Here is a 22,311-nt window from a genome sequence, read left to right as displayed (position 1 = left end):
GACAGGCCGCAGCGCAGGTGATCCGTCAGGGATCCGTCAGGGGATCGCGTAGGGCAGGGGGCCGCTGCGGTCGCCGGGAATCACCAGCTCGCGGTCGATGGGCGGGACCGAGCGCTGGTGGCAGTCCGGCCGCGGGCAGATGCGGCAGCTGATCCCGATGCGCTCGTAGCCGGCCGGGTTGGCGAGATCGAGGTCATCGGCATAGACGAGATCGCGGGCGTGGGTGATCTCGCACCCCAGGCAGATGGCGAAGCGCCGCACCGGGGCGCGGAAGCTGCCGCCCGGCTTCTGCACGTCGCGCGAGAGGCACAGGTAGCGCACCCCGTCCGGGGTCTGGGCCAGCTGGCGCAGGAACTGGCCCGGCGTCTCGAACGCGCGGTGCACGTTCCACAGCGGGCAGGCCCCGCCGAAGCGGGCGAACTGCAAGAGCGTCGCCGAGTGGCGCTTGGTGATCGTCCCGGCCTGATCGACGCGGACGAAGAAGAACGGCACCCCCCGGTCCCCCGAGCGCTGCAGGGTCGAGAGCCGGTGCGCCACCTGCTCGAGCGAGGCGCCGTAGAGATGGGCGAGCCGCTCGAGGTCGTGGCGCTCGGCCCGGGCGCTGGCGAGGAACTGCCGATAGGGCATCAGCGCCGCCCCGGCGAAATAGTTGGCCAGCCCCAGCCGGGCGATGTCGCGCGCCGCCGGGCTGCGGAACCGGCCGAGGTCAAGCGTCGCGTCCAGAAGGTCGCCCCTTGTCTCGCGCGCGATCAGGTTCAGAAGCTGGAACACCTGCGTGGAGGGCTCGGCGGCGGCGTTGAGCGTGATGACGTCGCCCTCGCGCCGGAAGACCGATCCGGGCGGCAGCTCGGCCTCGTGGATCGAGAAGCCGCGCTGGGTCAGCGCCGCGACCGCGCGGGCCATCGGCGGCGCGCGGGTGCCGTCGGGGCAGGCGAAGCGCTCGGCCGCGCGGTCCACGGCGTCGATATAGTTGTCGCAGTAGTGGAAGAAGTCGCGCACCTCCTCCCACGGGGAGGAGAGCGAGCTAGGCCCGGTCGCGCCGATCGCCTCGTCGAGCGCGGCGAGCCGGTCCTGCCCCTCGCGGTGGGCGCGGTAGAGGTCGAGGAAGGCGCGCACCAACCCCGGCGTGTTCGACGCCGCCAGCCGCAGGTCGGTCAGGTTCGGCGGCGCATCGAACAGCGGGTCGGCCAGCGCCTCGGCCATGTCCACCACCATCCGGTCGGCGTCACCCGCGGCCAGCGCGCCGACATCGACCTGGAACTCGGACGCGAGCCGCAGCAGCACCCCGGCCGAGACAGGCCGGTGGTTGTTCTCCATCTGGCTGAGATAGGGGAGTGAGACGCCGAGCCGGTCGGCGAAGACGCGCTGGGTCAGGCCGTGCCGGTTGCGCGTCTCGCGCAGCGAGGCGCCGGCATAGATCTTGTGGCTGGCCATAAATCGACCCCTCGCTGACATACGCTTTGCAGTGCGCCGTTAGCATTTGCAAAGTTGCGCGAGCAATCCCGCGTGGCGCAGGGCTGTCCTGCGCGCGGCGCGTGGCGCGGGCGGTGTCAGACCGGCCGGCGCAGCCGCCGGACGACCATGATCGCGCCCAGCGAGGCCGCCGCCGACAGCTCCATGATGCAGAGCAGCGGCGTGGCGCCCGCGCCGGGAACGAGAAACCGCCCCGCCAGCGCCGCGAGGCCCGCGCCGCCCGCGACCGCCATTGCCCCGCCCAGCCCGCTCGCCGTTCCGGCGAGTTCGGGCCGCACCCCCATCATCCCCGCCGTGGCGCTGGGCAGGACCATGCCGTTGCCCAGCCCCATCAGCGCGATGGCGCCGAAGAACACCGCCGGCACCAGCGCGCCGGCCATCGTCACCGCCAGCGCCGCGCCCAGCGCCAGCGCCGTGACCCAGGCGCCGAGCAGGATCATCCGGTCGATCCCCACCCGCGCGGCAAAGCGCCCCGAGATGAAATTGCCCAGCAGATAGCCGATCGAGGGCGCCGCGAACCAATAGCCGACCTCGGCCGGGCGCAGGTGGAACACCGTCTCGCCCACAAAGGGCGCGCCGCCCAGATAGGCGAAGAACGCGCCCGAGGCGAAGGTCGCGGCCAGCGCATAGCCCCAGAACACGCCCGAGCGGGCAAGCTGCGGATAGCCCCGCATCTGCGCCCGCATCGACAGCCCGCCGCGTGCCGTCTCGCCCAGGTCCACCCAGGCGAGCGCCAGCGCCGCCGCCCCGGCGGCGAGCAGCATGGCGAAGTTGGCACGCCAGCCGAAGGCCTCGTCCAGAAGCCCGCCGAGGATCGGCGCCATCATCGGGATCACCGACATCCCCATGGTGACATAGCCGATCCTGCTGGCGGCCGCGTCGCCCTCGACCATGTCGCGAACGATGGCGCGCGACAGCACCATCCCGGTCCCGACCGCGGCTTGCAGGGTGCGAAAGGCGAGAAACCACCCGGCCGAGGGCGCCAGCAGCGTCCCCGCCGTCGCCACGAGGAAGGTGGCGAGCCCCACCAGCATCACCGGCCGCCGCCCGTAGCGGTCCGACAGCGGCCCGGCGATCATCTGCACCAGGGCCGAGCCGGCGAGATAGACCGTCACCGAAAGCTGCATCACGGCGTAATCGACGCCGAAATCCCGCGCCATGCCCGGCAGCGAGGGCAGGAACACGTTCATGCTGAGCGCCCCCAGCCCCGACAGCAGCACCAGCGTCAGGATATGCGGCGGGGTGCGGCGGGGCCGCGCGGCCTCAGCCCCAGTCATGGAACACGAACCAGGCGCCGGCGCAGATCAGCCCGAATCCGACCGCGTGCTGCCAGCCCAGCCGCTCGCCGAGGTAGAGCCACGAGAAGCCGGCGAAGACCGTCAGGCTGATGACCTCCTGAATGGTCTTGAGCTGGGCGGCAGAGAAATGCCCGTGGCCGATGCGGTTGGCGGGCACCTGCAGCACGTACTCGAAGAAGGCGATGCCCCAGCTGGCCAGGATGACCAGCGCAAGCGGCGCGGTCTTGAACTTCAGATGCCCGTACCACGCCACCGTCATGAAGACGTTCGACGCGATCAGCAGGCCGATGGTCAGGGCGGGGACGGGCAGGCTCAGCCCCATTGCTGGATCTGGTGCCGGGCGAGGTTGCCGAAGCGCGTGAACCGCCCCTCGAAGCTCAGCTCGACCGTGCCGATGGGCCCGTGGCGCTGCTTGCCGATGATGACCTCGGCCTTGCCGTGCACCTGCTCCATCACCTGCTGCCAGGCGGCCATCTTGTCCAGCTCGTGGTCGGCGGGCTTCTCGCGTTCCTTGTAGTATTCCTCGCGGAACACGAACATCACGATGTCGGCGTCCTGCTCGATCGAGCCGGACTCGCGCAGGTCCGAGAGCTGCGGGCGCTTGTCCTCGCGGTTCTCGACCTGCCGCGAGAGCTGCGACAGGGCGATGACCGGGATGTTCAGCTCCTTCGCGACGGCCTTGAGGCCCTGGGTGATCTCGGAGACCTCGTTCACCCGGCTGTCCTTGGCCGAGGCGGCCCGCAGGAGTTGCAGGTAGTCCACGATCAGCACGTCGAGCCCGAGCGTCCGCTTGAGCTTGCGGGCCCGCGCGGCCAGCTGGTTGATCGGCAGCGCCGGGGTGTCGTCGATGTAGAGCGGGCAGTTCTGCAGCGCGTGGGCGGCATCGACGAAGCGGCGGAACTCCTCTTCGCTCATGTCGCCGCGGCGGATCTGTTCGCTGGGCACCTCGGCCGCTTCCGAGAGGATCCGCGCGGCGAGCTGCTCGGCCGACATCTCCAGCGAGAAGAACCCGACCACGCCGCCGTCCACGGTCCCGCGGGTGCCGTCCGGCAACTCGCCCATCCGGTGCGCCTTGGCGACGTTGAAGGCGATGTTGGTCGCGAGCGAGGTCTTCCCCATCGACGGCCGCCCGGCGAGGATGATGAGGTCGGACTTGTTCAGCCCGCCCATCTTCTTGTCGAGATCGTCGAGCCCGGTCGAAACGCCCGACAGCCCGCCGTCGCGCTGATAGGCGGCGTTCGCGGCCTGCACCGCCCCGGTGACGGCCTGCAGGAAGGACTGGAAGCCACGCTCGGCCACCCCCTGCTCGCCCAGCTTGTAGAGCGTCTGCTCGGCGGTCTTGATCTGCTCTTCGGCGTCGTCGTCGATGGCCACCGTCGCGGCGCGGGCCGAGATGTCGTGGCCGAGCGCGATCAGCTCACGCCTGAGCGCGAATTCGCGGATCATCCGGGCGTATTCGCGCGCGCCATAGGACGACACCGCCGAGCCGGCGAGGCGGGCGAGATAGGCCGGCCCGCCCAGTTCCTTCAGCCCGGCGTCATGTTCCATGAACGCCTTGAGCGTCACCGGGCTGGCCAGCGCGTTGCGGGTGATCCGCTCGGCGCAGAGGTCGAAGATGCGCCGGTGCACGGGGTCGTAGAAATGCTCGCCCCGCACCAGCCGCGTGACCTGGTCGAACACGTCGTTGTTGGTCAGCAGCGTGCCCAGCAGCTGCTGCTCGGCCTCGATGGAAAACGGCACCGCCGGGGCCTCGTCGGCCGTCTCGGCAGGGCGGCGCGGATCGAGCGCGCGCAGTTCGGACATCGTGGGAATCCTCGGGACGGTCGGCTTGGGATGCAGGCGGTGGGGTGGGGGCGGTTATGTCACGAAACCATCGCCCGGTCCACGATCGGCCCACGGGGCGGGATCAATTAGCCGGGGGCGATTGGGGGGATAAGCTGTGGACAAGTGTTCGGCGGCGGTGGCGGAGGCGGGTTTGGCGTGCCCGCGCGCCCCTGACGCGCGCGCGGGAGTTTCGGCGGGCAGCGTGGTCAGGGCTGCCCGGCGCCTACGGATGCGCGGCCTGCCAGCCCCGCGGGTCGCTCAGGAAGGCCTCGACCTCGGCCAGCGTGCCGGCGTCGAAGCTGCCCTGCGCGCGCGCCTCGGCCAGCACGTCCCACCAGGTGCAGAGGTGGTGCAGCGTGACCCCGTGCGCGCCCAGTCGCTCGGTCGTCTCGGGGAAGATGCCGTAGTAGAACACCACCGCGGTGTGGGCGCAGCTGGCCCCCGTCTCGCGGATCGCATCGACGAACGACAGCTTCGAGCCGCCGTCGGTGGTCAGATCCTCGACCAGCAGCACCCGCTGGCCCTCGGACATGGCGCCCTCGATCCGGGCGTTGCGGCCGTAGCCCTTGGGCTTCTTGCGCACATAGCTCATCGGCAGGCCCAGACGCTCGGCCATGAAGGCCGCGAAGGGGATGCCCGCGGTCTCGCCGCCGGCGACGTTGTCGAAGGCCTCGAACCCCGCGTTGCGGCAGACCGTGGCGGCGAGGAAATCCATCAGCGTGCCGCGGATGCGCGGGTACGAGATCAGCTTGCGGCAGTCGATGTAGGTCGGCCCCTTGAGCCCCGAGGCATAGGTGTAGGGCTCGGCGGCGTTGAAATGCACCGCCTTGATCTCAAGCAGCATCCGCGCGGTCAGCCGGGCGATCTCGTCGGCGGGGGGAAAGGGCAGGGTCATCAGTCGTCCAGGTGCCAGTGGATCGGGAAGCCAGGGTCGAAGACGGTCACCGTCTCGTCGCCCGCGGTGATGGAGGCCGGGAACCGCACCGCCTCGCCCCGGGTCAGGGTCACGCGGTCGGGGTTCGGGTCCATCCGGTAGAAGGCCGGGCCGTTGAGCGAGGTGAACGCCTCGAGCCGGTCGAGCGCGCCCGCCGCCTCGAACACCTCGGCGAGGATCGGCAGCCAGTTCGGCGCGGTGAAGCAGCCTGCGCAGCCGCAGGCGCTTTCCTTGGCGCGGTCGGGGTGCGGGGCGCTGTCGGTGCCGGCGAAGAACCGCCCTTCGCCCGAGGTCGCGGCCTCGAGCAGCGCGAGCCGGTGCGCCTCGCGCTTGGCGACGGGCAGGCAGTAGTAGTGCGGGCGGATGCCGCCGGCGAGGATGTGGTTGCGGTTGATCACCAGGTGATGGGTGGTGATCGTCCCGCCGATGTCCTCGCCGCCCGCGCGGACATAGTCGATGCCGTCGCGGGTGGTGATGTGCTCCATCACCACCCGCAGGCCGGGGGTGCGGCGGCGGATCGGCTCGAGCACCCGGTCGAGGAACACGGCCTCGCGGTCGAAGATGTCGACGGCCGGGTCGGTGACCTCGCCATGCACGCAAAGCGGGATGCCGGCCCCGGCCATCGCCTCAAGCACGCCGCGCACCCGGTCGAAGTCGCGCACCCCGCTGGCCGAGTTGGTGGTCGCCCCGGCGGGGTAGAGCTTGACCGCGGCGATCAGCCCTGCGGCATGGGCGGCGAGGACGTCGGCCGGATCGGTCGTCTCGGTCAGGTAGAGCGTCATCAGCGGACGCAACGTCGCGCCGGGCGGCAGCGCGGCCAGAATCCGCTGCCGATAGGCCGCGGCCTCGGCCCCGGTGACCACCGGCGGGACGAGATTCGGCATGATGATCGCCCGGCCCAGCCGCGCCGAATGCGGCGCAACCGCAGCCAGCATAGGCCCGTCGCGCAGATGCAGGTGCCAGTCGTCCGGGCGGGTGATCGTCAACGATGTGTTCATGGGACGGGTCTATAACGAAGCCGGCGGCGTTATCCAGCGCCCGCGGGGTCGTCGGGCCGGTTCACCTGTCCGAAAGTTGGTCTTGGAATCGGGAACGGAAGGGTGCACCGTGTCTTTCTGCGGTGCAGCATTCGCCGAAAGGAATGTTTGAATGAAGACGATGATGGTCGATCCGGTCATGTCGATGAGGCTGTGGTCGGATTTCTGCCGGATGGGGTTCGAGGCCCAGTACGTCATGGCCGTGCGCATGGCCGGGCTGTGCGGGATGATGCCGCAGCGCCGGGGCGAGAACTTCCGCATGGTCGCCGAAAAGGGCGACGCAGCGCGTGAGTCGGTGGGCGCCGCGCTGCGGTCCGCCGCCACGGGCGCCCGCGCGGACGAGATCCTCGCCGCGGCGCTCAAGCCCTATGGCCGCCGGACCCGCGCCAACGCACGGCGGTTGAGCCGGCGCTGAGGCAGACCCGCCGTGGGTGCCTTGGGGTGAGGCCGAATGCCTCCGGCGGAGATATTTTTGGCAGGGAAGAATGAGCGGGCGGCGGCGTGGGCTCTCTTGGCCGGGCGCTTCGATGGGGCGGCGGTGACGCGGTTCCATCCGCGACTGCGGGACGCTGGCGTGGTTGTCCGGTTCGCTGAGGCCGCCGTTGCGCGGCTTGATCCCAGCCCGCGGGACGATGCCTTAATTGCGTCATGGGTCAGCAATGCCTCGCGTTGACGCGGGAAGCCGGACGTAGCCGACTTTCGACACGCGCCGGAGTTGCCGCACGCGGTCACTCGTTCAGTGCGGCCGCGACGAACCTGCCAAGATGAGGCGTTTCGCAGGCGACTCCCTTCGCTCGCTGAAACCAAACCCCAGCATCCCGAACCAACTAAAGAGGGGCGGCCCGTCAGGACCGCCCCTCTGATTTTCAGCTTCACGGCCGACTCAAATCAGCTTGCCCATCGCCACGGCGGTGTCGCTCATCCGGTTCGAGAAGCCCCACTCGTTGTCGTACCAGGTCAGGATGCGGACCATCCGGCCCTCCATGACCTTGGTCTGGTCCATGTGGAACACCGAAGAATGCGGGTCGTGGTTGAAGTCCGAGCTGACCAGCTTTTCCTCGGTATAGCCGAGGATGCCCTTCATCGGGCCGTCGGCGGCGGCCTTGATCGCCGCGTTGATCTCTTCCACCGAGGTGTCGCGGGCGGCTTCGAACACGAGGTCCACGACCGAGACGTTCGGCGTCGGCACCCGGATCGCCACCCCGTCGAGCTTGCCCTTGAGTTCCGGCAGCACCAGGCCCACGGCCTTCGCCGCGCCGGTCGAGGTCGGGATCATCGACAGCGCCGCGGCGCGCGCGCGGTACAGGTCCTTGTGCATCGTGTCGAGCGTCGGCTGGTCGCCGGTGTAGCTGTGGATCGTGGTCATGAAGCCGCGGGTGATCCCCACGGTGTCGTTCAGCACCTTCGCCACCGGCGACAGGCAGTTCGTGGTGCAGCTCGCGTTCGACACGACGATGTCGTCCGAGGTCAGCGTGTCGTGGTTGACGCCGTAGACGATGGTCTTGTCGGCGTTGTCGCCCGGCGCCGAGATCAGCACCCGCTTCGAGCCGTTCTCGAGGTGCGCCTGGCTCTTTTCCTTGCTGGTGAAGATGCCGGTGCATTCCATCACCACGTCCACGTCCGACCACGGCAGATCGGCGGGGTTGCGCTCGGCCGAGACCTTGATCGGGCCGCGGCCCACGTCGATGGTGTCGCCCTTGACGGTCACGGTCGCGGGGAAGCGGCCGTGCACCGAGTCGTAGCGCAGCAGATGGGCGTTCGTCTCGACCGGGCCGAGGTCGTTGATCGCCACCACCTCGATGTCGGTGCGCCCCGATTCGATGATCGCTCGCAGCACGTTGCGCCCGATCCGGCCGAACCCGTTGATCGCTACCTTCACAGCCATGACTCGCTCCTACCTGTGCAATGCCCGCGGCTGTCCTGCCGAAAGCGCGGGGAAAATGCAATGCGGGGCGAGGTGGGGCGGGGGATTGCGTGAGCTCTACCCGGACGGGGCGGGCGACGGACGGGTAGCCCGGTCGGCGTGTCTTCGGGCTGATCGCGCCGGGGGCGGGGGCGGCAGGAGGGCGGATGTGGGGCTGGACCCGCGCAGGCACGAGAGCAATTGCGGGCAGATCACCCGGGGGGTTCGGGAAGGGGGGTGGACATGAAACCGGACCCCGCACGACCTGAGACCCACGGAGCGGCGCGCCCTTTAACGGCGCGCCCTTTAACAGGAAGCACCCCCGCGGCGCTGCTTCGAGCCGCAATCGTAGAGCTGGCCGCTCGCCTGCAGCGCCGTTCGCAATGGCGTGGACGGTCGCCGCGGCCCGCCCCGCGCACAAATCCACGTCGCGCCGTCGCCGCGGCGCGCGCCGCGCACAAACCCACGTCGCGCCTAAGCCCCGACCGCCGTCAACGCCAGAAGCTGACCCACTCGATGAACTGGGCGACGAGCCGGCCGAGCATCACCGGCAATCCCAGGTGCAGCACCGTCGCGTCGAGGACGAACATCCCCACGATCAGGGCCGCGAGCACGATCGCGATGCTGTTGGTCATGGCGGCGTTCCTCGCGGGCTGCGGTTGGCCCATTACCCACTCCCACCGTCACCCCGCAAGTCACGGCTGCGGTCGGGGGCGGACGTGACCCGGCTTATTGGCGCTTCCGATGAGCTGGACCGCACTTGTCGCTGAAAGCCCCGACGCACGCTCCGGAACATCCTAAAGCCGGGGCCCTCAACGGTGTCCCCCCGCTATCAACCCCCTCCGTCACCCCCCCGCCGTGCGGATCGTCACCCCCTCCTCCTCGGTCTCGACGATCAGGAACAGCTCGCCCGCCTGCTCCATCCGGCGGATCGCGGCGACCACCTCGGTCATCGCCTCTTCGGCGTCCCGGGCGCTGACCTTGCCGGCGGCCTCGATCTCCTCGCGCATCGACTCGGCCAGGCGCGAGCTGAGGCCGGCGAGCAGGAACTCGACCGTCGCCGCGTCGTCGCCGGTGGCCCCGGCCATCGCCTTGGTGACCGTCGCCGCCTCGACCTCGCGCAGGATGCGGGGAATGTCGCGGGGGTCGATGCGGCGGGGGATGTTGGCCCAGGTGAAGATCGCCTTGCGGACCCGGCCGGCGAACTCGGCGTCGTCGTCGTCGAGCCCGGCCAGCACCGTGTCGCGGGTGACCGCCGGGGACAGGTTGAGGATCGCCCCCACCGTCTCGACCGGCTGGGTCTCGATCGCCGGTTGCGGCAGCGCGTCGATGGCGCGCATCAGCGCGAGCCCGATCCGGCGCAGCGCGGGCGCCTCGATCCCGCCGGTCAGCGACATCGCATAGGCGACCTGACGCGCATGGGCGGGGTCGAGCAGCCCGAACACCTCCGAGGCGCGGGCGACCGGCAGGCGCGAGAACATCACCGCCGCGACCTCGACCGCCTCGGTTCGGGCGAGGATGGCGAGCTGCGGGGCGGGCAGGGCGGCCACCCGTTCCCACGGATCGGCGGTGCCGTTCAGCGCCGCGAACCGGCGCAGTCGGTTGGCGGTGTCGGCCGACAGATGCCCGCCGAGAAAGTCGAGCGTGCCGTCGATCGAGCCGGGGAAGCTGACCCCGACCTCTTCCAGCCGGTCGCAGAACTCGGTCAGCACCGCGTGGCAGGTGTCCCGGTCCACGAGGTCCATGCCGGCCATTTCCTGCGCCAGCAGCGCCTGCAACTCAGGCGGCAGCTGCGACAGGTCCATGTCGGCGCCGTCGGCCAGCATCATCCGCACCACGACAGCCGCCTTTTGCCGGGGCGTCAGCCCCGGCGGCGTCAGATACATTGCAGTCCCCATGCCACGCCGCCCGATTCCGTCTCGACCGACCATGGCAGGCCCGGCTTAACAGCCGGTGAACGCCGCTCAGCTTTCGCCGAAAACCCGGCGGAAGATCGTGTCGACGTGCCTGGTGTGATAGCCGAGGTCGAACTTCTCCTCGATCTCGGCGGGCGAGAGCGCCGCCGTCACCTCGGGGTCGGCCAGCAGCTCCTCGCGGAAATCGGCGCCTTTTTCCCACACCTTCATGGCGTTGCGCTGGACCAGCCGATAGGCGTCCTCGCGCGAGACACCGGCCTGGGTCAGCGCCAGCAGCACCCGCTGGCTCATCACCAGCCCTTTGAACTTGTTGAGGTTCTTCAACATGTTCTCGGGGTAGATCACCAGCTTGTCGATCACCCCGGCCAGCCGGTTGAGCGCGAAGTCCAGCGTGATCGTCGCATCGGGCGCGATCCCGCGCTCGACCGAGGAATGGCTGATGTCGCGCTCGTGCCAGAGCGCCACGTTCTCCATCGCCGGGACCACGGCCATGCGCACGAGCCGCGCGAGCCCGGTCAGGTTCTCGGTCAGCACCGGGTTGCGCTTGTGGGGCATCGCCGACGAGCCCTTCTGCCCGGGCGAAAAAAACTCCTCGGCCTCGAGCACCTCGGTGCGCTGCATATGGCGGATCTCGATGGCGATGTTCTCGATCGAGCTGGCGATGACGCCGAGGGTGGCGAAGAACATCGCGTGGCGGTCGCGGGGGATGACCTGGGTCGAGATCGGCTCGGGCGTCAGGCCCATCTGCGCGCAGACGTGCTCCTCGACCGCCGGGTCGATGTTGGCGAAGGTGCCGACCGCGCCCGAGATGGCGCCGGTGGCGACCTCGGCGCGCGCCCGCTCGAGGCGGTCGCGGCCGCGCGACATCTCGGCGTAGAAGCGCGCGAAGGTCAGGCCCATGGTCGTCGGCTCGGCGTGGATGCCGTGGCTGCGGCCGATCCTGAGCGTGTCCTTGTGCTCAAACGCCCGGCGCTTGAGCGCGGCGAGCACCTTGTCCATGTCGGCCAGCAGGATGTCGGCGGCGCGCACCAGTTGCACGTTCAGCGTGGTGTCGAGCACGTCCGACGAGGTCATGCCCTGGTGGACGAAGCGCGCCTCTTCCGCGCCGATATGCTCGGCCAGATGGGTCAGGAAGGCGATCACGTCATGCTTGGTCACCGCCTCGATCTCGTCGATGCGGGCGACGTCGAACTCGACGTCCTTCGCCCGCCAGACGGCTTCGGCGTTGGCGCGCGGGATCACGCCCAGCTCGGCCTGGGCGTCCGAGGCGTGGGCCTCGATCTCGAACCAGATGCGGAAGCGGGTCTCGGGCGACCAGATCGCGGTCATCTCGGGGCGGGCATAGCGGGGGATCATGGCGGGCCTCGTCTTGGGGATGGGGGCCGTTTAGGCAAAGCCCCCGCGCGGGGCAACGGTCTGGGGCAGGGCGCGCCGCGGTTTGCGCCTGCCGGGAGGCGGGGACGGACGCATTGCGCCGGCCCGCGCTTCGGCGCTGACTGGCGCCATGAGCACGATCCTGCAGAATCGGCTGGGCTTCGCGCCCTGGACCGACCCCCGCACCCGCCGCCTGCCGGGGACAATCCCGGTGTCCGAGGACGACTGGCTGGTCGTCGATGACGCCTATGCCGCCCAGATGTCCGAGCGGGCGCGGTTGATCGAGACCCGGCCCGAGGCGGTCCACGCGCTCTCTGACGAAGCCCGGCCCGCGGCCGACGAGCTGCTGCGTTGGGTGCTGCGGCTGCTGCCCGGTCGGGGGCACGTGGTCGGCGCGACCATCCGCCGCCCCGACGGGGTCGAGGTCACGCCCGACGTGGACCAGCCGCTGCTGACGCTGGGGCGGCTCTGCGCCGAGGATTTCTGCCTGATGCTGCCCGGCCCGGCGGGCGAGCATATCCTCGGCGGCGCGATCCTGTGCTTTCCGGCCGGCTGGACGCTGGCCGAGAAATTCGGGCGGCCAATGATGGGAATTCACCGCCCCGTGGCGATCTACACCGAGGACGTGGGGCGGCGGGTGCAGCGGTTGCTCGACGGGGTGCGGCCGGGGATCGGGCTCTTGCGCGGCACGGCGCATCACTCTAACGCGCCGCTGCACAATCCGCGGACCGAGGCGCAGGGGCGGGCGACCGACGCGGCGCTGCCCTTCATCCGGGTCGAGCGGCAATGCCTCTTCCGCCTGCCCGAGACGGGGGCGGTGGTGTTCTCGATCCACACCGCGGTGATCCGCGAGGAGAGCCTGACCCCCGAACAGGCCGCCGCGCTGGCCGAGTTCCCGATCCGCCACGCCGCATAAGCCGGCCCGTCCGCGTCCTGCGGCCTGACACCGCGCCATGAAAAAGGGCGCCCCGCGGGGCGCCCTGTCCGGTCCGGTCAGCCGCTGCTCAGCAGCTGTAGTACATCGCGTATTCGATCGGGTGCGGGGTGTGCTCGAAGGCATAGACCTCTTCCCACTTCAGCCGGATGTAGCTTTCCAGCTGGTCGCGGGTGAACACGTCGCCGGCGAGCAGGAAGTCCATGTCCTTCTCGAGCTCGTCGAGCGCCTCGCGCAGCGACCCGCAGACGGTCGGGATCTCGGCCAGCTCCTCGGGGGGCAGGTCATAGAGGTCCTTGTCCGAGGCCGGGCCGGGGTCGATCTTGTTCCGGATCCCGTCCAGACCCGCCATCAGCAACGCCGCGAAGCACAGGTAGGGGTTGGCCGAGGGATCGGGGAAGCGAGCCTCGACGCGCTTGGCCTTGGGCGATTCGGTCCACGGAATACGGACGCAGCCCGAGCGGTTGCGCGCCGAATAGGCCCGCAACACCGGCGCCTCGAACCCCGGGATCAGCCGCTTGTAGCTGTTGGTCGAGGGGTTCGTCAGCGCGTTCAGCGCCTTGGCGTGCTTGAGGATGCCGCCGATGAAATACAGCGCCTCCTGGCTCAGGTCGGCATATTTGTCGCCGGCGAACAGCGGCTTGCCGTCCTTCCAGATCGACATGTTGACGTGCATCCCCGAGCCGTTGTCGCCCTTCATCGGCTTCGGCATGAAGGTCACGGTCTTGCCGTAGGCGTGCGCCACGTTGTGGATCACGTACTTGTACTTCTGGATGTTGTCGGCCTGCTCGACCAGCCCGCCGAAGATCATCCCCAGCTCGTGCTGGCAGGTGGCGACCTCGTGGTGGTGCTTGTCGACCTTGATGCCCATCCGCTTCATGGTGGACAGCATCTCGCCGCGCATGTCCTGCGCCTCGTCGATCGGGTTGACCGGGAAGTACCCGCCCTTGTGACCGGCGCGGTGGGCCTGGTTGCCCATCTCGTACTCGGTGTCGGTGTTCCAGGCCGCCGCATCGGCGTCGATCTGGTAGCTCACCTTCTGCGGCGTCACTGCGTAGCGGACGTCGTCGAAGATGAAGAACTCGGCCTCAGGCCCGCAGTAGAACGCATCACCCACGCCCGAGGCCTTGAGGTACGCCTCGGCCTTGACGGCGGTGCCGCGGGGGTCGCGGTCATAGGCCTCGCCGGTGTCGGGCTCGACCACGTTGCAGTGCACGCAGAGCGTCTTTTCGGCGTAGAAGGGGTCCAGATAGGCCGACGCCGGATCGGGCATCAGCTTCATGTCGGACTGGTCGATCGACTTCCACCCGGCGATGGACGAGCCGTCGAACATGAAACCTTCCTCGAAGAAGTCCTCGTCGATCAGGTCCACGTCCAGTGTGACGTGCTGCAGCTTGCCCTTGGGGTCGGTGAAGCGGACGTCGACATAGGCGACCTCCTCGGACTGGATGAGGTCAAGGACCTCGGCGACCGTCTTGGCCATGATGTCTCCTGGCGTTTCGTGAGTGTCGTGGTGGGGGCGAGGGGGGAAGTGGCGGCTCAGACCGCGTCTTCGCCCGTCTCGCCGGTGCGGATGCGGATCGCCTGCTCGATGGGCGAGACGAAGATCTTGCCGTCGCCGATCTTGTCGGTGCGGGCGGCGCCGATGATGGCCTCGATGGCGGCGTCGACGAGGTCGTCGGCGAGCACCATCTCGATCTTCACCTTGGGCAGGAAGTCGACGACGTATTCAGCCCCGCGGTAAAGCTCGGTATGGCCCTTCTGGCGGCCGAAGCCCTTGATCTCGGTGACGGTCATGCCCTGCACCCCGGCGTCCTGCAGCGCCTCCTTCACGTCGTCCAGCTTGAACGGCTTGATGATCGCTTCGACCTTTTTCATCGCGGGCGTCCTTGGTGAGGGTTGCGTTGGGGATGAGGTGGCGGGTTTGATCGGCGCGGGCAATGCGGCGGCCGGACAGTTCCGGCACCGCTGACGGCAATCGGGACGGAGCGCCGCGTGAACGGGCAGGGTGCACAAGATTTGAGCAGTCGCTGGATCGGCGGGACCGAAGTCTTGACCACCGCCGAGATGCGCGCGCTCGAATCCGCGGCGATGGCCAGCGGCGCGGTGACCGGGCTTGAGTTGATGGAGCGGGCTGGGGCTGCGGTGGCTGGGCATATCCGTCTGCGCTGGCCCAAGGCGGGCCGCGTCACGGTGCTGTGCGGCCCAGGCAACAATGGCGGCGACGGGTATGTGGTGGCGCGGCTTCTGGCGCAGACGGGCTGGCGGGTGCGGGTGCTGGGGATGGACAACACCCCCGGACCCGATGCGGCCGAGATGAAGCGGCGGTGGGCCGAGATGGGCGAGATCGCGCCGCTGAGCTGCCGCGTTTTTCGCGCCGGGCCCAACTGTGACGTCTATGTGGATGCGATGTTCGGGACGGGGCTGACCCGCGCGCCCCAAGGCGAGATAGCGGAATTGCTGGCTTACATGGGCGGATCGGGCGGGGACGGGCATTCTTTCCGCGAACGGGTGGTCGCAGTCGATTGCCCCTCGGGCCTCTGCCTCGAAAGCGGCGCCTTTCTCGGCGCACCGCGTCAGCCCGGCGGGGACGAGCCGCATGCGCGGATGACGGTGGCCTTCGACAGCCCCAAGCCCGGCCACCTGCTGGAACGGGGGCCCGACGTCTGCGGCGAGCTGGTGGTGGCGGATATCGGGCTGCGCCCGTGGCGAGAGCGATGTGGGAATGGCCGGGCAGCGCGACCCCCGCGCACCGTCGCCGTCTGGCCTGCCCTCGATGTCGCGGACGAGCGGGCGGACCGGATGCGCTTCCCTGCGGCCTGGCTCGCGAAACATGCCGGCCACAAGTTCACCCACGGCCACGCCCTGATCGTCGCCGGAGGCTTCGGCCACGGCGGCGCCGCCCGCCTGACCGCGCGCGCCGCCCTGCGCACCGGCGCCGGGCTGGTCACGCTCACGCCGCCGAAATCCGCGTTGATCGAGCATTCCGGCCCGCCCGACGCCCTGATGCGGCGGGGCGTCGACGACGCGGAGGGGCTCGCCACGTTGCTCGCGGACAGCCGCATTACGGCGGTGGCACTCGGCCCCGGCTGCGGCGTGGATCGGGCCGGCGCCATGCTCGACCCCGTGCTTGCTGCCAGACGCCCCTGCGTGCTGGACGCCGATGCCCTGACGGCGCTGGCGGCCCGAGGGCTCGAGGGACTTCATGAGGGATGCGTCCTGACCCCGCACGCGGGCGAGTTCGCGCGCCTGTTCCCCGACCTGGCCGAGCGGCTGGCCGCACCGCGCCCGCCCCGGACCATGACTGTTGCCGACGACGAGCGGCGCGGTGCAGAGGGCCCGCCGGTCGACGCCATCGCCGCCGAGCGGCAGGCCTTGGGCGAATATCACCGCGCCCTCGCAGACCAGCGCGGCCCCCTCTACTCGAAGCTCGACGCCGCCCGCGAGGCCGCGGCGCGCTGCGGTGCCGTGGTCCTGCTGAAAGGCCCCGACACCGTCATCGCCGCCCCGGACGGGCAGGCGCGCATCCATTCGGCCTACGACGTCCCCTGGCTCGCCACCGCCGGGGCAGGCGACGTGCTGACCGGCATCATCACGGGGCTTCTCGCCCGCGGCCTGCCGCCGCTCTATGCCGCCGCGCCCGCCGCCTTCCTTCACGCACAGGCCGCGCGCCGCTTCGGCCCCGGCCTCATTGCCGACGACCTGCCCGACCGGCTGCCCGGCGTCTTCCGCGACCTCGGGCTCTGACCCGGCCGTTCCAGCTTCTGTCCTGCCCAAGTATCCCGGGGGTCCGGGGGCAGCGCCCCCGGTCGGCCGACTTCACCCCGCGCCGCAAGAATCCCCTCGCACCCCTGCCGCACCCCTGCTAGAACGCCCCGGATTTCCGGGGTGCTGCCAGTGCCCCGGTCGGACATTGCGGGTGTGGCGGAACTGGCAGACGCACCAGATTTAGGTTCTGGCGCCGCAAGGCGTGGGGGTTCAAGTCCCTTCACCCGCACCACGAGGTAACAAAGGACGCACCATGCAGGTCACCGAAACCCTGAACCAAGGTCTCAAGCGCGGCTACCGCTTCACCCTTCCCGCGGCCGATCTGGCCGCCGAGGTGGACCGGCAGTTGGCCGAGGCCCAGCCCCAGATCGAGATGAAGGGGTTCCGCAAGGGCAAGGTGCCGATGGCGCTGCTGAAGAAGACCTATGGCCCCCGCGTCATGGGCGACGCGATGCAGAAGTCGATCGACGACGCGCTGCGCGCCCACATGGAAGAGACCAAGGCCCGCCCGGCGATGCAGCCGCAGGTCGAGATGGAGAACGGCGCCGGCTGGTCCGAGGGCGATGACGTCGTCGTCAATGTCTCGTACGAGCTGCTGCCCGAGATCCCCGAGGCCGACCTCTCGTCGGTCGAGCTCGAGCGGCTGACCGTCACCCCCGACGAATCCGCCGTGACCGAGGCGCTCGAGAACCTGGCGAAGAACGCCCAGTCCTTCGACGACCGCGCCGAGGGCGAGGCCGCCCAGTCGGGCGACCAGGTCACCATCGACTTCAAGGGCATGGTCGACGGCGAGGCGTTCGAGGGCGGCACCGCCGAGGGCTACCCGCTGGTGCTCGGCTCGAACTCGTTCATCCCGGGCTTCGAGGACCAGCTCGTCGGCGCCAAGGCCGGTGACGACGTCAAGGTGAACGTCAAGTTCCCCGACGACTACGGACACCCGACGCTCAAGGGCAAGGACGCGGTGTTCGAGACCAAGGTCCACGCCGTCAAATCGCCCAAGGCGGCCGAGATCGACGACGAGATGGCCAAGAAGTTCGGCGCCGACAGCCTCGACGACCTCAAGACCCAGATCACCGAGCGCCTCGGCGCCGAGTACCAGGGCGCGAGCCGGGCGCTGATGAAGCGCGCGCTGCTCGACCGGCTGGACGAGCTGGTGAGCTTCGACCTGCCGGAGAGCCTCGTCGAGGCCGAGGCGGCGCAGATCGCCCACCAGCTCTGGCACGAAGAGCACCCCGAAGAGCACGGCCACAACCACGGCTCAATCGAGCCCACCGACGAGCACAAGAAGCTGGCCGAGCGCCGGGTGCGCCTCGGGCTGCTGCTTGCCGACGTGGGCCAGAAGGCCGAGATCGGCGTGACCGACCAGGAGATGACCCAGGCCGTCATGCGCCAGGCCCGCAACTTCCCCGGGCAGGAGCGGCAGTTCTTCGAGTTCATCCAGCAGAACGAGGCCGCCCAGCAGCAGCTGCGCGCCCCGATCTTCGAGGACAAGGTGGTGGATCACATCATCTCGGGCGCCAAGGTGACCGAGAAGAGCGTGACCAAGGAAGAGCTGGAAAAGGCGCTCGAGTCGCTCGACGAGGCGTGAGCCGGGCTCGGGGATCGCGGGGCTCTGCCCCGCACCCCGGGATATTCGGGCAGGAAAGAAGAAGGCCGCCTCGCATGGACGAGGCGGCCTTTTGCGTCAGGGGGGCCAGCGATCAGGTGTCGGCCTTGGCCTTGTCCTGCTGGACCTTGGCCTGATCCTTGGCCGCCTTGTCCTCGGCCGGGTCGATCAACCCGTTCTCGATCTTGAGCTGCCGCTCGACTTCCGAGTTCAGCTCGGCCCCGGTCATCACCACGATGGCGGCGATCCACAGCCACATCATCATGGCGATGGCGGCGCCCAGCGAGCCGTAGGTTTCGTTGTAGTTGGCGAAGTTCGAGGCGTACCACGAGAACAGCACCGACGCGACGATCAGCCCCAGCGTGGCAAAGACCGCGCCGGGCGAGATCCACTGCCACTCGGGGTCCTCCTTGCTCGGCCCGAAGCGGTAGATCACCGCGAGGCCGAACATCAGCAGCACCGCCATCAGCGGCCAGCGCAGGAAGGACAGGATCGACTCGGCCGCCGAGCCGGCGAAGATCACGTTGAGCACCGCGGGCAGGATGGCGATGGCCGCCAGCATCAGCATGATGCCGACGATGGCCCCGAGCGTCAGCCCCAGCGAGACGAGGTTGAGGCGGATGAAGCCGCGGGTCTCGGTCTCGAACCAGGCGACGTTCAGCGCGTCGATCAGCGCTTTCATCCCGCCGTTCGCGGACCAGAGCGCGGCGAGGATCGAGACGATCCCCGCGATCGAGAGCGCGGTGTTCGGCGCCGAGGCGATGGCTGTGACCTGCCCGGCGATCAGCTCGATGGCGCTGGGCGGCAGGACGCGGTCGAGGAGCGACAGGTTGTCGGCGATGGTCGCCGGGTCGGCGATGCGGCCGTAGATCGACACCAGCGCGGTGATCGCGGGGAAGAGGGCGAGCAGCGCGAAGAAGGTGACGCCGCCCGAAACCGAGGTCACGCGGTCCTTGCTGAACTCGGTGGCCGTGCGCTTCAGGACCGCGATCCAGCTCTCGCGGCTCAGCTCCCACGGGGAATCGGGGCCGGGCAGGCGTTCGGGCGCGGGGGCGTCCCCGGACGCGGCGCCCGACTGGCCGCCCTTGCGGGCGCCGGCCTTGGCGGGCGCGGCGCCGGGCTCGGGCGGCAGGCCCTTGCGTTCCCGCCACCCGTCGGGCAGCGGGCCGAAGAGGGCCGCGTAGACATCCGGTTCGGACGCGGGGGTGGCACCCGGCAGCGGGGCGCGGGGCGCCTGAGGCACGGCACGGGAAGGGGTCGGTCGCGTCATACGGGTCTCGCGGGCTGAAACGAGGGCCGCGCCAGTGTGGCGCGGCCGGGGAGGGAGGAACGTCAGGCGGCGGTCAGAGCCGGTGCATCCGCGGCGCGTCGCCCTGGGGTGAGGCCGGGGCCGACGGGTGCGCGTCATTGGCGTCGCGCAGGTCCACCACGTCCCGCCGTGGGGTGGCGCGGAACGGGTCGCTGGGACGGCCGGCCCGCGGGGCATCGGGGCGTCCCGCGCCGGCGGTGCCGAGGAAGCCGCGGATCTGGTCGGCGGTGCCGTGGAACTCGCGCACGACGCCCTCAGCCTGGTTGGCGACCGAGCGGAAGGCCGCCATCGCCATCGTCACCGCGCCCACGATGCCGTTGATGTTGCGGGTCAGGGTCTGGGCGGTGTGCTCGATCTCGCCCAGCAGGTTGCGCTGCGGCGCCTGCGACGGGCGGGGGGGACGGCGGCCGGGCTCGGGCGCGCGGGCCGGGCGCTCGGAGCGCTTCGCCTCGTCACGCATCCGCTGGCGGCGGGCGTCGTCCGCGGCGGCCTGGCTGCGGGCCCGGGCGCGCATCGCCTCGCGCTCACGCTCGGGCATTGCGGCAAAGGCGGGGGCCGAGCTGCGGCCGCGGCTGCTGTCATAGACCTGCTTGCGCGCGCGCTCGGCCGCACGCTCGGCTGCGCGGTCGGCATCGCGGTCCACCTCGTCGTTGCCCGACACGATGTCGGCGACCTTGCGCACCGCCAGCACCGCACCCGCGGTGACGGCGGCCGCGGCAACGGCCGCGCCGCCATACACCAGCACGCGCGAGGTCAGCGACGGCTCGGGCCAGGCGCGGTCGCCCTCGGGCGAGACATCGCCATGCGGCAGCACCCGCTGCGCGGCATAGGGCGAGGGGGCGTAGCTTTCCTGCCGCCGGTCCACCCGCCGGCCGAGGCCGCGGTCCTCGGGGATGAAGCTGTTCTGGGGCATCTGCCCGGCGCCGGGGTGCTTGGCCATCGGTTCTTCCTTGCTGGGGGCCGCGCGAGGGGCGCGCGGCGGGCGGCGTTGTTTTGCCTGTCCAACACGGCCGAGCCGCGGATCGTTCCAGCCCGTGCCCCGCAATCCCCCATGCCGTAACGAAAAAGACCGCGCCGGGGCGCGGTCTTTCGTATCAGGTGTCGCCGGTCCCCGTGCGGGGGCGGCGGGGCCGGATCAGGCCTGGTCGGCGCGCGGCGCCTCGTCCTCGTCGCGGCCGGCAGCGCCCAGATCGTCGAACAGCTCGGCGATCTCGAACTCGGCGGCGGCGTCCTCTTCGGCGGCGCGATCCTGGATCGACTTGCCGGACGCCTGCAGCTCGGCCTCTTCGGGCGAGCGGGCGACGTTGACGGTCACCTCGGCATCGACCTCGGGGTGCAGGTGCACGCGGACGGTGTGCAGGCCCAGATCCTTGATCGGACCGGTCAGCACGACCTGGCGACGCTCGACCCGGAAGCCTTCGGCGGCGGCGGCATCAGCCACGTCGCGCGGGGTCACCGAGCCATACAGCGCGCCGGCGTCGGACGCCGAGCGGATGATGACGAAGGACTTGCCGTCCAGCGATTCGGCGATCTGCTGCGCCTCGGCGCGCGTCTCGTCGTTGCGCTGGGCGAGGTCGGCCTTCTTCGCCTCGAAGGCGGCGATGTTGGCCTCGGACGCACGCATCGCCTTGCCCTGCGGCAGAAGGAAGTTGCGGGCGAAGCCCTCCTTGACCTTCACCACCTCGCCCATCTGGCCGAGCTTGGCCACGCGTTCCAGAAGAATGACTTGCATGGGTCAGATCCTCACTTCACGGCATAGGGAAGCAGGGCGAGGAAGCGGGCGCGCTTGATGGCGCGGGCCAGCTCACGCTGCTTCTTGGCCGAGACGGCGGTGATGCGCGAGGGCACGATCTTGCCGCGTTCGCTGATGTAGCGCTGCAGCAGACGGGTGTCCTTGTAGTCGATGGCCGGCGCGTTCTCGCCCGAGAAGGGGCAGACTTTCCGGCGGCGGAAAAACGGTTTGGTCGCCATTGTGGTCGCTCCTCAAGCCTCAGTTGCGGTCGTCGCGGGGCGCGCGCTCGGTGCGCTCGCCACCCCGGTCGCCACGGTCGCCGCGATCACCCCGGTCGCCGCGATCCCCGCGGTCGCCCCGGTCACCGCGCTCACCCCGGTCGTCCCGGCGCGGGCCGCGGTCGTCGCGGCGGTCGCGGCCTTCGCGCTCGTCACGGCGCTGCATCTGCACCGACGGGCCGTCCTTGTGCTCGTCCACGCGGACGGTCAGGACGCGCATCACGTCGTCATGCAGGCGGGCCAGACGCTCCATCTCCTGCACGGCGGCCGAGGGGGCGTCGGTGCGCAGGAAGGCGTAGTGGCCCTTGCGGTTCTTGTTGATCTTGTAGGCGAGGGTGCGGACACCCCAGTATTCGCTATCCTTGACCGTCCCGCCGTTGTCGGCGAGCACCGTCGAGAAATGTTCGACCAGCCCTTCGGCCTGCGCGTTCGACAGGTCCTGGCGGGCGATCAGCACATGCTCGTAAAGCGGCATGGCAATCCCTTTTCGTCTCGGGCGCGCTTCATAGGCGGGTGATGCCTTCCGCGCCCCGCCACGAGAGGCTGCGCCGGTTTCGCAAATTGCGGAAGGATGGGGCCTTATACAGAGGCGCCGCGCGGATGCAACCGCCGTCGTGGCGCGCGCGTGGGGGCAGGGGAGGCGCCGGGCAGGGGGGAACCCGATCGGCGGCCGGGGGTTCGGGCCGAAGACGCCCCGCCCGGTGCGTAACGCGCCGGCCCATTCCCGCGCCCCCTGTGGCCCGATTTGCTTGAGGAGACCGGCCCATGACCGCCCTTCACGCCCTTTCCAGCGCCGCCCGCGCCCTGCGGTCCACCGCGCTGGCCGCCCTGCTCGGCTGCACCCTCTCGGGCGCGGCACTCGCGCAGGCCGCCCCTGCCGCGCCCGCCCCCGCCGCTGACCCGACGTGAGACCCCAACCCGAAAG

The 22,311-nt window shown here is 70.1% G+C and carries 22 protein-coding genes and 1 tRNA gene; 6 read left to right on the top strand and 17 right to left on the bottom strand.

Annotated features, from left to right (window positions below):
- Positions 1–36 precede the first annotated feature (36 nt).
- The 6 genes from ACFHYO_RS11255 to pyrC form a co-directional block, all read right to left on the bottom strand.
- Positions 37–1,434 carry a helix-turn-helix domain-containing protein gene (locus ACFHYO_RS11255; RefSeq protein ID WP_036700483.1) on the bottom strand — a complete coding sequence of 466 codons (1,398 nt, stop codon included), beginning with the start codon at positions 1,432–1,434 and terminating at the stop codon, positions 37–39.
- A gap of 116 nt (positions 1,435–1,550) precedes the next feature.
- Entirely contained in the window at positions 1,551–2,750 is a 1,200-nt protein-coding gene (locus ACFHYO_RS11250) for a multidrug effflux MFS transporter (protein ID WP_036707990.1), read from the bottom strand.
- Positions 2,737–3,093, bottom strand: coding sequence for a DMT family protein (locus ACFHYO_RS11245; RefSeq protein ID WP_036707988.1), 357 nt, complete (start codon positions 3,091–3,093; stop codon positions 2,737–2,739). Before ACFHYO_RS11245 ends, ACFHYO_RS11250 begins: the two co-directional genes overlap by 14 nt.
- Positions 3,084–4,574: a replicative DNA helicase gene (locus ACFHYO_RS11240; RefSeq protein WP_036700476.1), complete on the bottom strand. Its 1,491-nt coding sequence runs from the start codon at positions 4,572–4,574 to the stop codon at positions 3,084–3,086. The genes ACFHYO_RS11245 and ACFHYO_RS11240 overlap by 10 nt, the downstream gene beginning before the upstream one ends.
- Before the next feature lie 244 nt (positions 4,575–4,818).
- Complete coding sequence (locus ACFHYO_RS11235; protein ID WP_394320483.1) at positions 4,819–5,490, bottom strand: orotate phosphoribosyltransferase; 672 nt, start codon at positions 5,488–5,490, stop codon at positions 4,819–4,821.
- Complete coding sequence (gene pyrC, locus ACFHYO_RS11230) at positions 5,490–6,527, bottom strand: dihydroorotase (protein WP_394320482.1); 1,038 nt, start codon at positions 6,525–6,527, stop codon at positions 5,490–5,492. Before pyrC ends, ACFHYO_RS11235 begins: the two co-directional genes overlap by 1 nt.
- Positions 6,528–6,678: 151 nt before the next feature.
- Between pyrC and ACFHYO_RS11225 the strand changes: the two genes are divergently transcribed.
- Positions 6,679–6,981: a hypothetical protein gene (locus ACFHYO_RS11225; RefSeq protein WP_036700470.1), complete on the top strand. Its 303-nt coding sequence runs from the start codon at positions 6,679–6,681 to the stop codon at positions 6,979–6,981.
- 468 nt (positions 6,982–7,449) lie between these two features.
- On the opposite strand, the gene gap is transcribed toward ACFHYO_RS11225, so the two are convergent.
- From gap to purB, 4 genes are all read right to left on the bottom strand, one after another.
- Entirely contained in the window at positions 7,450–8,451 is a 1,002-nt protein-coding gene (gene gap / locus ACFHYO_RS11220; RefSeq protein WP_036732187.1) for a type I glyceraldehyde-3-phosphate dehydrogenase, read from the bottom strand.
- A 509-nt stretch (positions 8,452–8,960) separates the two neighbouring features.
- Positions 8,961–9,104, bottom strand: a complete 144-nt coding sequence (locus tag ACFHYO_RS11215) for a hypothetical protein (RefSeq protein ID WP_036707984.1) — start codon at positions 9,102–9,104, stop codon at positions 8,961–8,963.
- Positions 9,105–9,314: 210 nt separating this feature from the next.
- Positions 9,315–10,355, bottom strand: coding sequence for a flagellar motor switch protein FliG (locus tag ACFHYO_RS11210; protein ID WP_394320480.1), 1,041 nt, complete (start codon positions 10,353–10,355; stop codon positions 9,315–9,317).
- A 78-nt stretch (positions 10,356–10,433) separates the two neighbouring features.
- On the bottom strand, positions 10,434–11,741 hold the full coding sequence (purB, locus tag ACFHYO_RS11205) for an adenylosuccinate lyase (protein WP_394320478.1): 1,308 nt from the start codon (positions 11,739–11,741) through the stop codon (positions 10,434–10,436).
- Between the two features lie 148 nt (positions 11,742–11,889).
- Here purB and ACFHYO_RS11200 point away from each other — a divergent pair, with 148 nt between their 5' ends.
- Positions 11,890–12,675, top strand: coding sequence for a heme-dependent oxidative N-demethylase family protein (locus ACFHYO_RS11200; protein ID WP_394320476.1), 786 nt, complete (start codon positions 11,890–11,892; stop codon positions 12,673–12,675).
- Between the two features lie 88 nt (positions 12,676–12,763).
- Here ACFHYO_RS11200 and glnA read toward each other — a convergent pair whose 3' ends face one another.
- Entirely contained in the window at positions 12,764–14,176 is a 1,413-nt protein-coding gene (gene glnA, locus ACFHYO_RS11195) for a type I glutamate--ammonia ligase (protein WP_036707979.1), read from the bottom strand.
- A gap of 56 nt (positions 14,177–14,232) precedes the next feature.
- Positions 14,233–14,571, bottom strand: a complete 339-nt coding sequence (locus ACFHYO_RS11190) for a P-II family nitrogen regulator (RefSeq protein ID WP_036700453.1) — start codon at positions 14,569–14,571, stop codon at positions 14,233–14,235.
- A 174-nt stretch (positions 14,572–14,745) separates the two neighbouring features.
- Between ACFHYO_RS11190 and ACFHYO_RS11185 the strand changes: the two genes are divergently transcribed.
- The 3 genes from ACFHYO_RS11185 (at position 14,746) to tig (ending at position 18,049) form a co-directional block, all read left to right on the top strand.
- Positions 14,746–16,440, top strand: coding sequence for an NAD(P)H-hydrate epimerase (locus ACFHYO_RS11185; protein WP_394320473.1), 1,695 nt, complete (start codon positions 14,746–14,748; stop codon positions 16,438–16,440).
- 168 nt (positions 16,441–16,608) lie between these two features.
- Positions 16,609–16,693, top strand: a tRNA-Leu gene (locus tag ACFHYO_RS11180).
- A 21-nt stretch (positions 16,694–16,714) separates the two neighbouring features.
- Positions 16,715–18,049 (top strand): trigger factor, encoded by a 1,335-nt coding sequence (gene tig / locus ACFHYO_RS11175; RefSeq protein ID WP_036700451.1) that lies wholly within the window; start codon positions 16,715–16,717, stop codon positions 18,047–18,049.
- A gap of 112 nt (positions 18,050–18,161) precedes the next feature.
- On the opposite strand, the gene ACFHYO_RS11170 is transcribed toward tig, so the two are convergent.
- The 5 genes from ACFHYO_RS11170 to rpsF all read right to left on the bottom strand — a co-directional run bounded on the left by ACFHYO_RS11170 (position 18,162) and on the right by rpsF (position 21,861).
- On the bottom strand, positions 18,162–19,337 hold the full coding sequence (locus tag ACFHYO_RS11170; protein WP_394320470.1) for a YihY/virulence factor BrkB family protein: 1,176 nt from the start codon (positions 19,335–19,337) through the stop codon (positions 18,162–18,164).
- Between the two features lie 73 nt (positions 19,338–19,410).
- A complete protein-coding gene (locus ACFHYO_RS11165) occupies positions 19,411–20,316 on the bottom strand; it encodes a hypothetical protein (RefSeq protein ID WP_394320468.1) in 906 nt (301 codons plus the stop codon).
- A gap of 195 nt (positions 20,317–20,511) precedes the next feature.
- Positions 20,512–21,108 carry a 50S ribosomal protein L9 gene (gene rplI, locus ACFHYO_RS11160; protein ID WP_036700447.1) on the bottom strand — a complete coding sequence of 199 codons (597 nt, stop codon included), beginning with the start codon at positions 21,106–21,108 and terminating at the stop codon, positions 20,512–20,514.
- An 11-nt stretch (positions 21,109–21,119) separates the two neighbouring features.
- Positions 21,120–21,347 carry a 30S ribosomal protein S18 gene (rpsR, locus tag ACFHYO_RS11155; RefSeq protein ID WP_036700444.1) on the bottom strand — a complete coding sequence of 76 codons (228 nt, stop codon included), beginning with the start codon at positions 21,345–21,347 and terminating at the stop codon, positions 21,120–21,122.
- A gap of 19 nt (positions 21,348–21,366) precedes the next feature.
- A complete protein-coding gene (gene rpsF / locus ACFHYO_RS11150) occupies positions 21,367–21,861 on the bottom strand; it encodes a 30S ribosomal protein S6 (RefSeq protein WP_394320465.1) in 495 nt (164 codons plus the stop codon).
- Between the two features lie 290 nt (positions 21,862–22,151).
- On the opposite strand from rpsF, the gene ACFHYO_RS11145 reads away from it, so the two are divergent.
- A complete protein-coding gene (locus ACFHYO_RS11145; protein ID WP_394320463.1) occupies positions 22,152–22,295 on the top strand; it encodes a hypothetical protein in 144 nt (47 codons plus the stop codon).
- Positions 22,296–22,311 lie beyond the last annotated feature (16 nt).

It is taken from the genome of Paracoccus panacisoli (assembly GCF_042435015.1).
In the GTDB taxonomy this organism is placed as follows: domain Bacteria; phylum Pseudomonadota; class Alphaproteobacteria; order Rhodobacterales; family Rhodobacteraceae; genus Paracoccus; species Paracoccus panacisoli.
This window is presented reverse-complemented; position numbering and strand designations above follow the sequence as displayed.

Bases quoted from the DNA above. Each gene is read 5' to 3' on its own strand.
- ACFHYO_RS11165 (WP_394320468.1), bottom strand. From the start codon at position 20,316: ATGGCCAAGCACCCCGGCGCCGGGCAGATGCCCCAGAACAGCTTCATC.
- ACFHYO_RS11215 (WP_036707984.1), bottom strand. From the start codon at position 9,104: ATGACCAACAGCATCGCGATCGTGCTCGCGGCCCTGATCGTGGGGATG.
- ACFHYO_RS11235 (WP_394320483.1), bottom strand. From the start codon at position 5,490: ATGACCCTGCCCTTTCCCCCCGCCGACGAGATCGCCCGGCTGACCGCG.
- ACFHYO_RS11190 (WP_036700453.1), bottom strand. From the start codon at position 14,571: ATGAAAAAGGTCGAAGCGATCATCAAGCCGTTCAAGCTGGACGACGTG.
- ACFHYO_RS11250 (WP_036707990.1), bottom strand. From the start codon at position 2,750: ATGACTGGGGCTGAGGCCGCGCGGCCCCGCCGCACCCCGCCGCATATC.
- rpsF (WP_394320465.1), bottom strand. From the start codon at position 21,861: ATGCCGCTTTACGAGCATGTGCTGATCGCCCGCCAGGACCTGTCGAAC.
- ACFHYO_RS11255 (WP_036700483.1), bottom strand. From the start codon at position 1,434: ATGGCCAGCCACAAGATCTATGCCGGCGCCTCGCTGCGCGAGACGCGC.
- glnA (WP_036707979.1), bottom strand. From the start codon at position 14,176: ATGGCCAAGACGGTCGCCGAGGTCCTTGACCTCATCCAGTCCGAGGAG.
- ACFHYO_RS11210 (WP_394320480.1), bottom strand. From the start codon at position 10,355: ATGTATCTGACGCCGCCGGGGCTGACGCCCCGGCAAAAGGCGGCTGTC.
- rplI (WP_036700447.1), bottom strand. From the start codon at position 21,108: ATGCAAGTCATTCTTCTGGAACGCGTGGCCAAGCTCGGCCAGATGGGC.
- pyrC (WP_394320482.1), bottom strand. From the start codon at position 6,527: ATGAACACATCGTTGACGATCACCCGCCCGGACGACTGGCACCTGCAT.
- purB (WP_394320478.1), bottom strand. From the start codon at position 11,741: ATGATCCCCCGCTATGCCCGCCCCGAGATGACCGCGATCTGGTCGCCC.
- ACFHYO_RS11170 (WP_394320470.1), bottom strand. From the start codon at position 19,337: ATGACGCGACCGACCCCTTCCCGTGCCGTGCCTCAGGCGCCCCGCGCC.
- gap (WP_036732187.1), bottom strand. From the start codon at position 8,451: ATGGCTGTGAAGGTAGCGATCAACGGGTTCGGCCGGATCGGGCGCAAC.
- rpsR (WP_036700444.1), bottom strand. From the start codon at position 21,347: ATGGCGACCAAACCGTTTTTCCGCCGCCGGAAAGTCTGCCCCTTCTCG.
- ACFHYO_RS11200 (WP_394320476.1), top strand. From the start codon at position 11,890: ATGAGCACGATCCTGCAGAATCGGCTGGGCTTCGCGCCCTGGACCGAC.
- ACFHYO_RS11145 (WP_394320463.1), top strand. From the start codon at position 22,152: ATGACCGCCCTTCACGCCCTTTCCAGCGCCGCCCGCGCCCTGCGGTCC.
- tig (WP_036700451.1), top strand. From the start codon at position 16,715: ATGCAGGTCACCGAAACCCTGAACCAAGGTCTCAAGCGCGGCTACCGC.
- ACFHYO_RS11225 (WP_036700470.1), top strand. From the start codon at position 6,679: ATGAAGACGATGATGGTCGATCCGGTCATGTCGATGAGGCTGTGGTCG.
- ACFHYO_RS11245 (WP_036707988.1), bottom strand. From the start codon at position 3,093: ATGGGGCTGAGCCTGCCCGTCCCCGCCCTGACCATCGGCCTGCTGATC.
- ACFHYO_RS11240 (WP_036700476.1), bottom strand. From the start codon at position 4,574: ATGTCCGAACTGCGCGCGCTCGATCCGCGCCGCCCTGCCGAGACGGCC.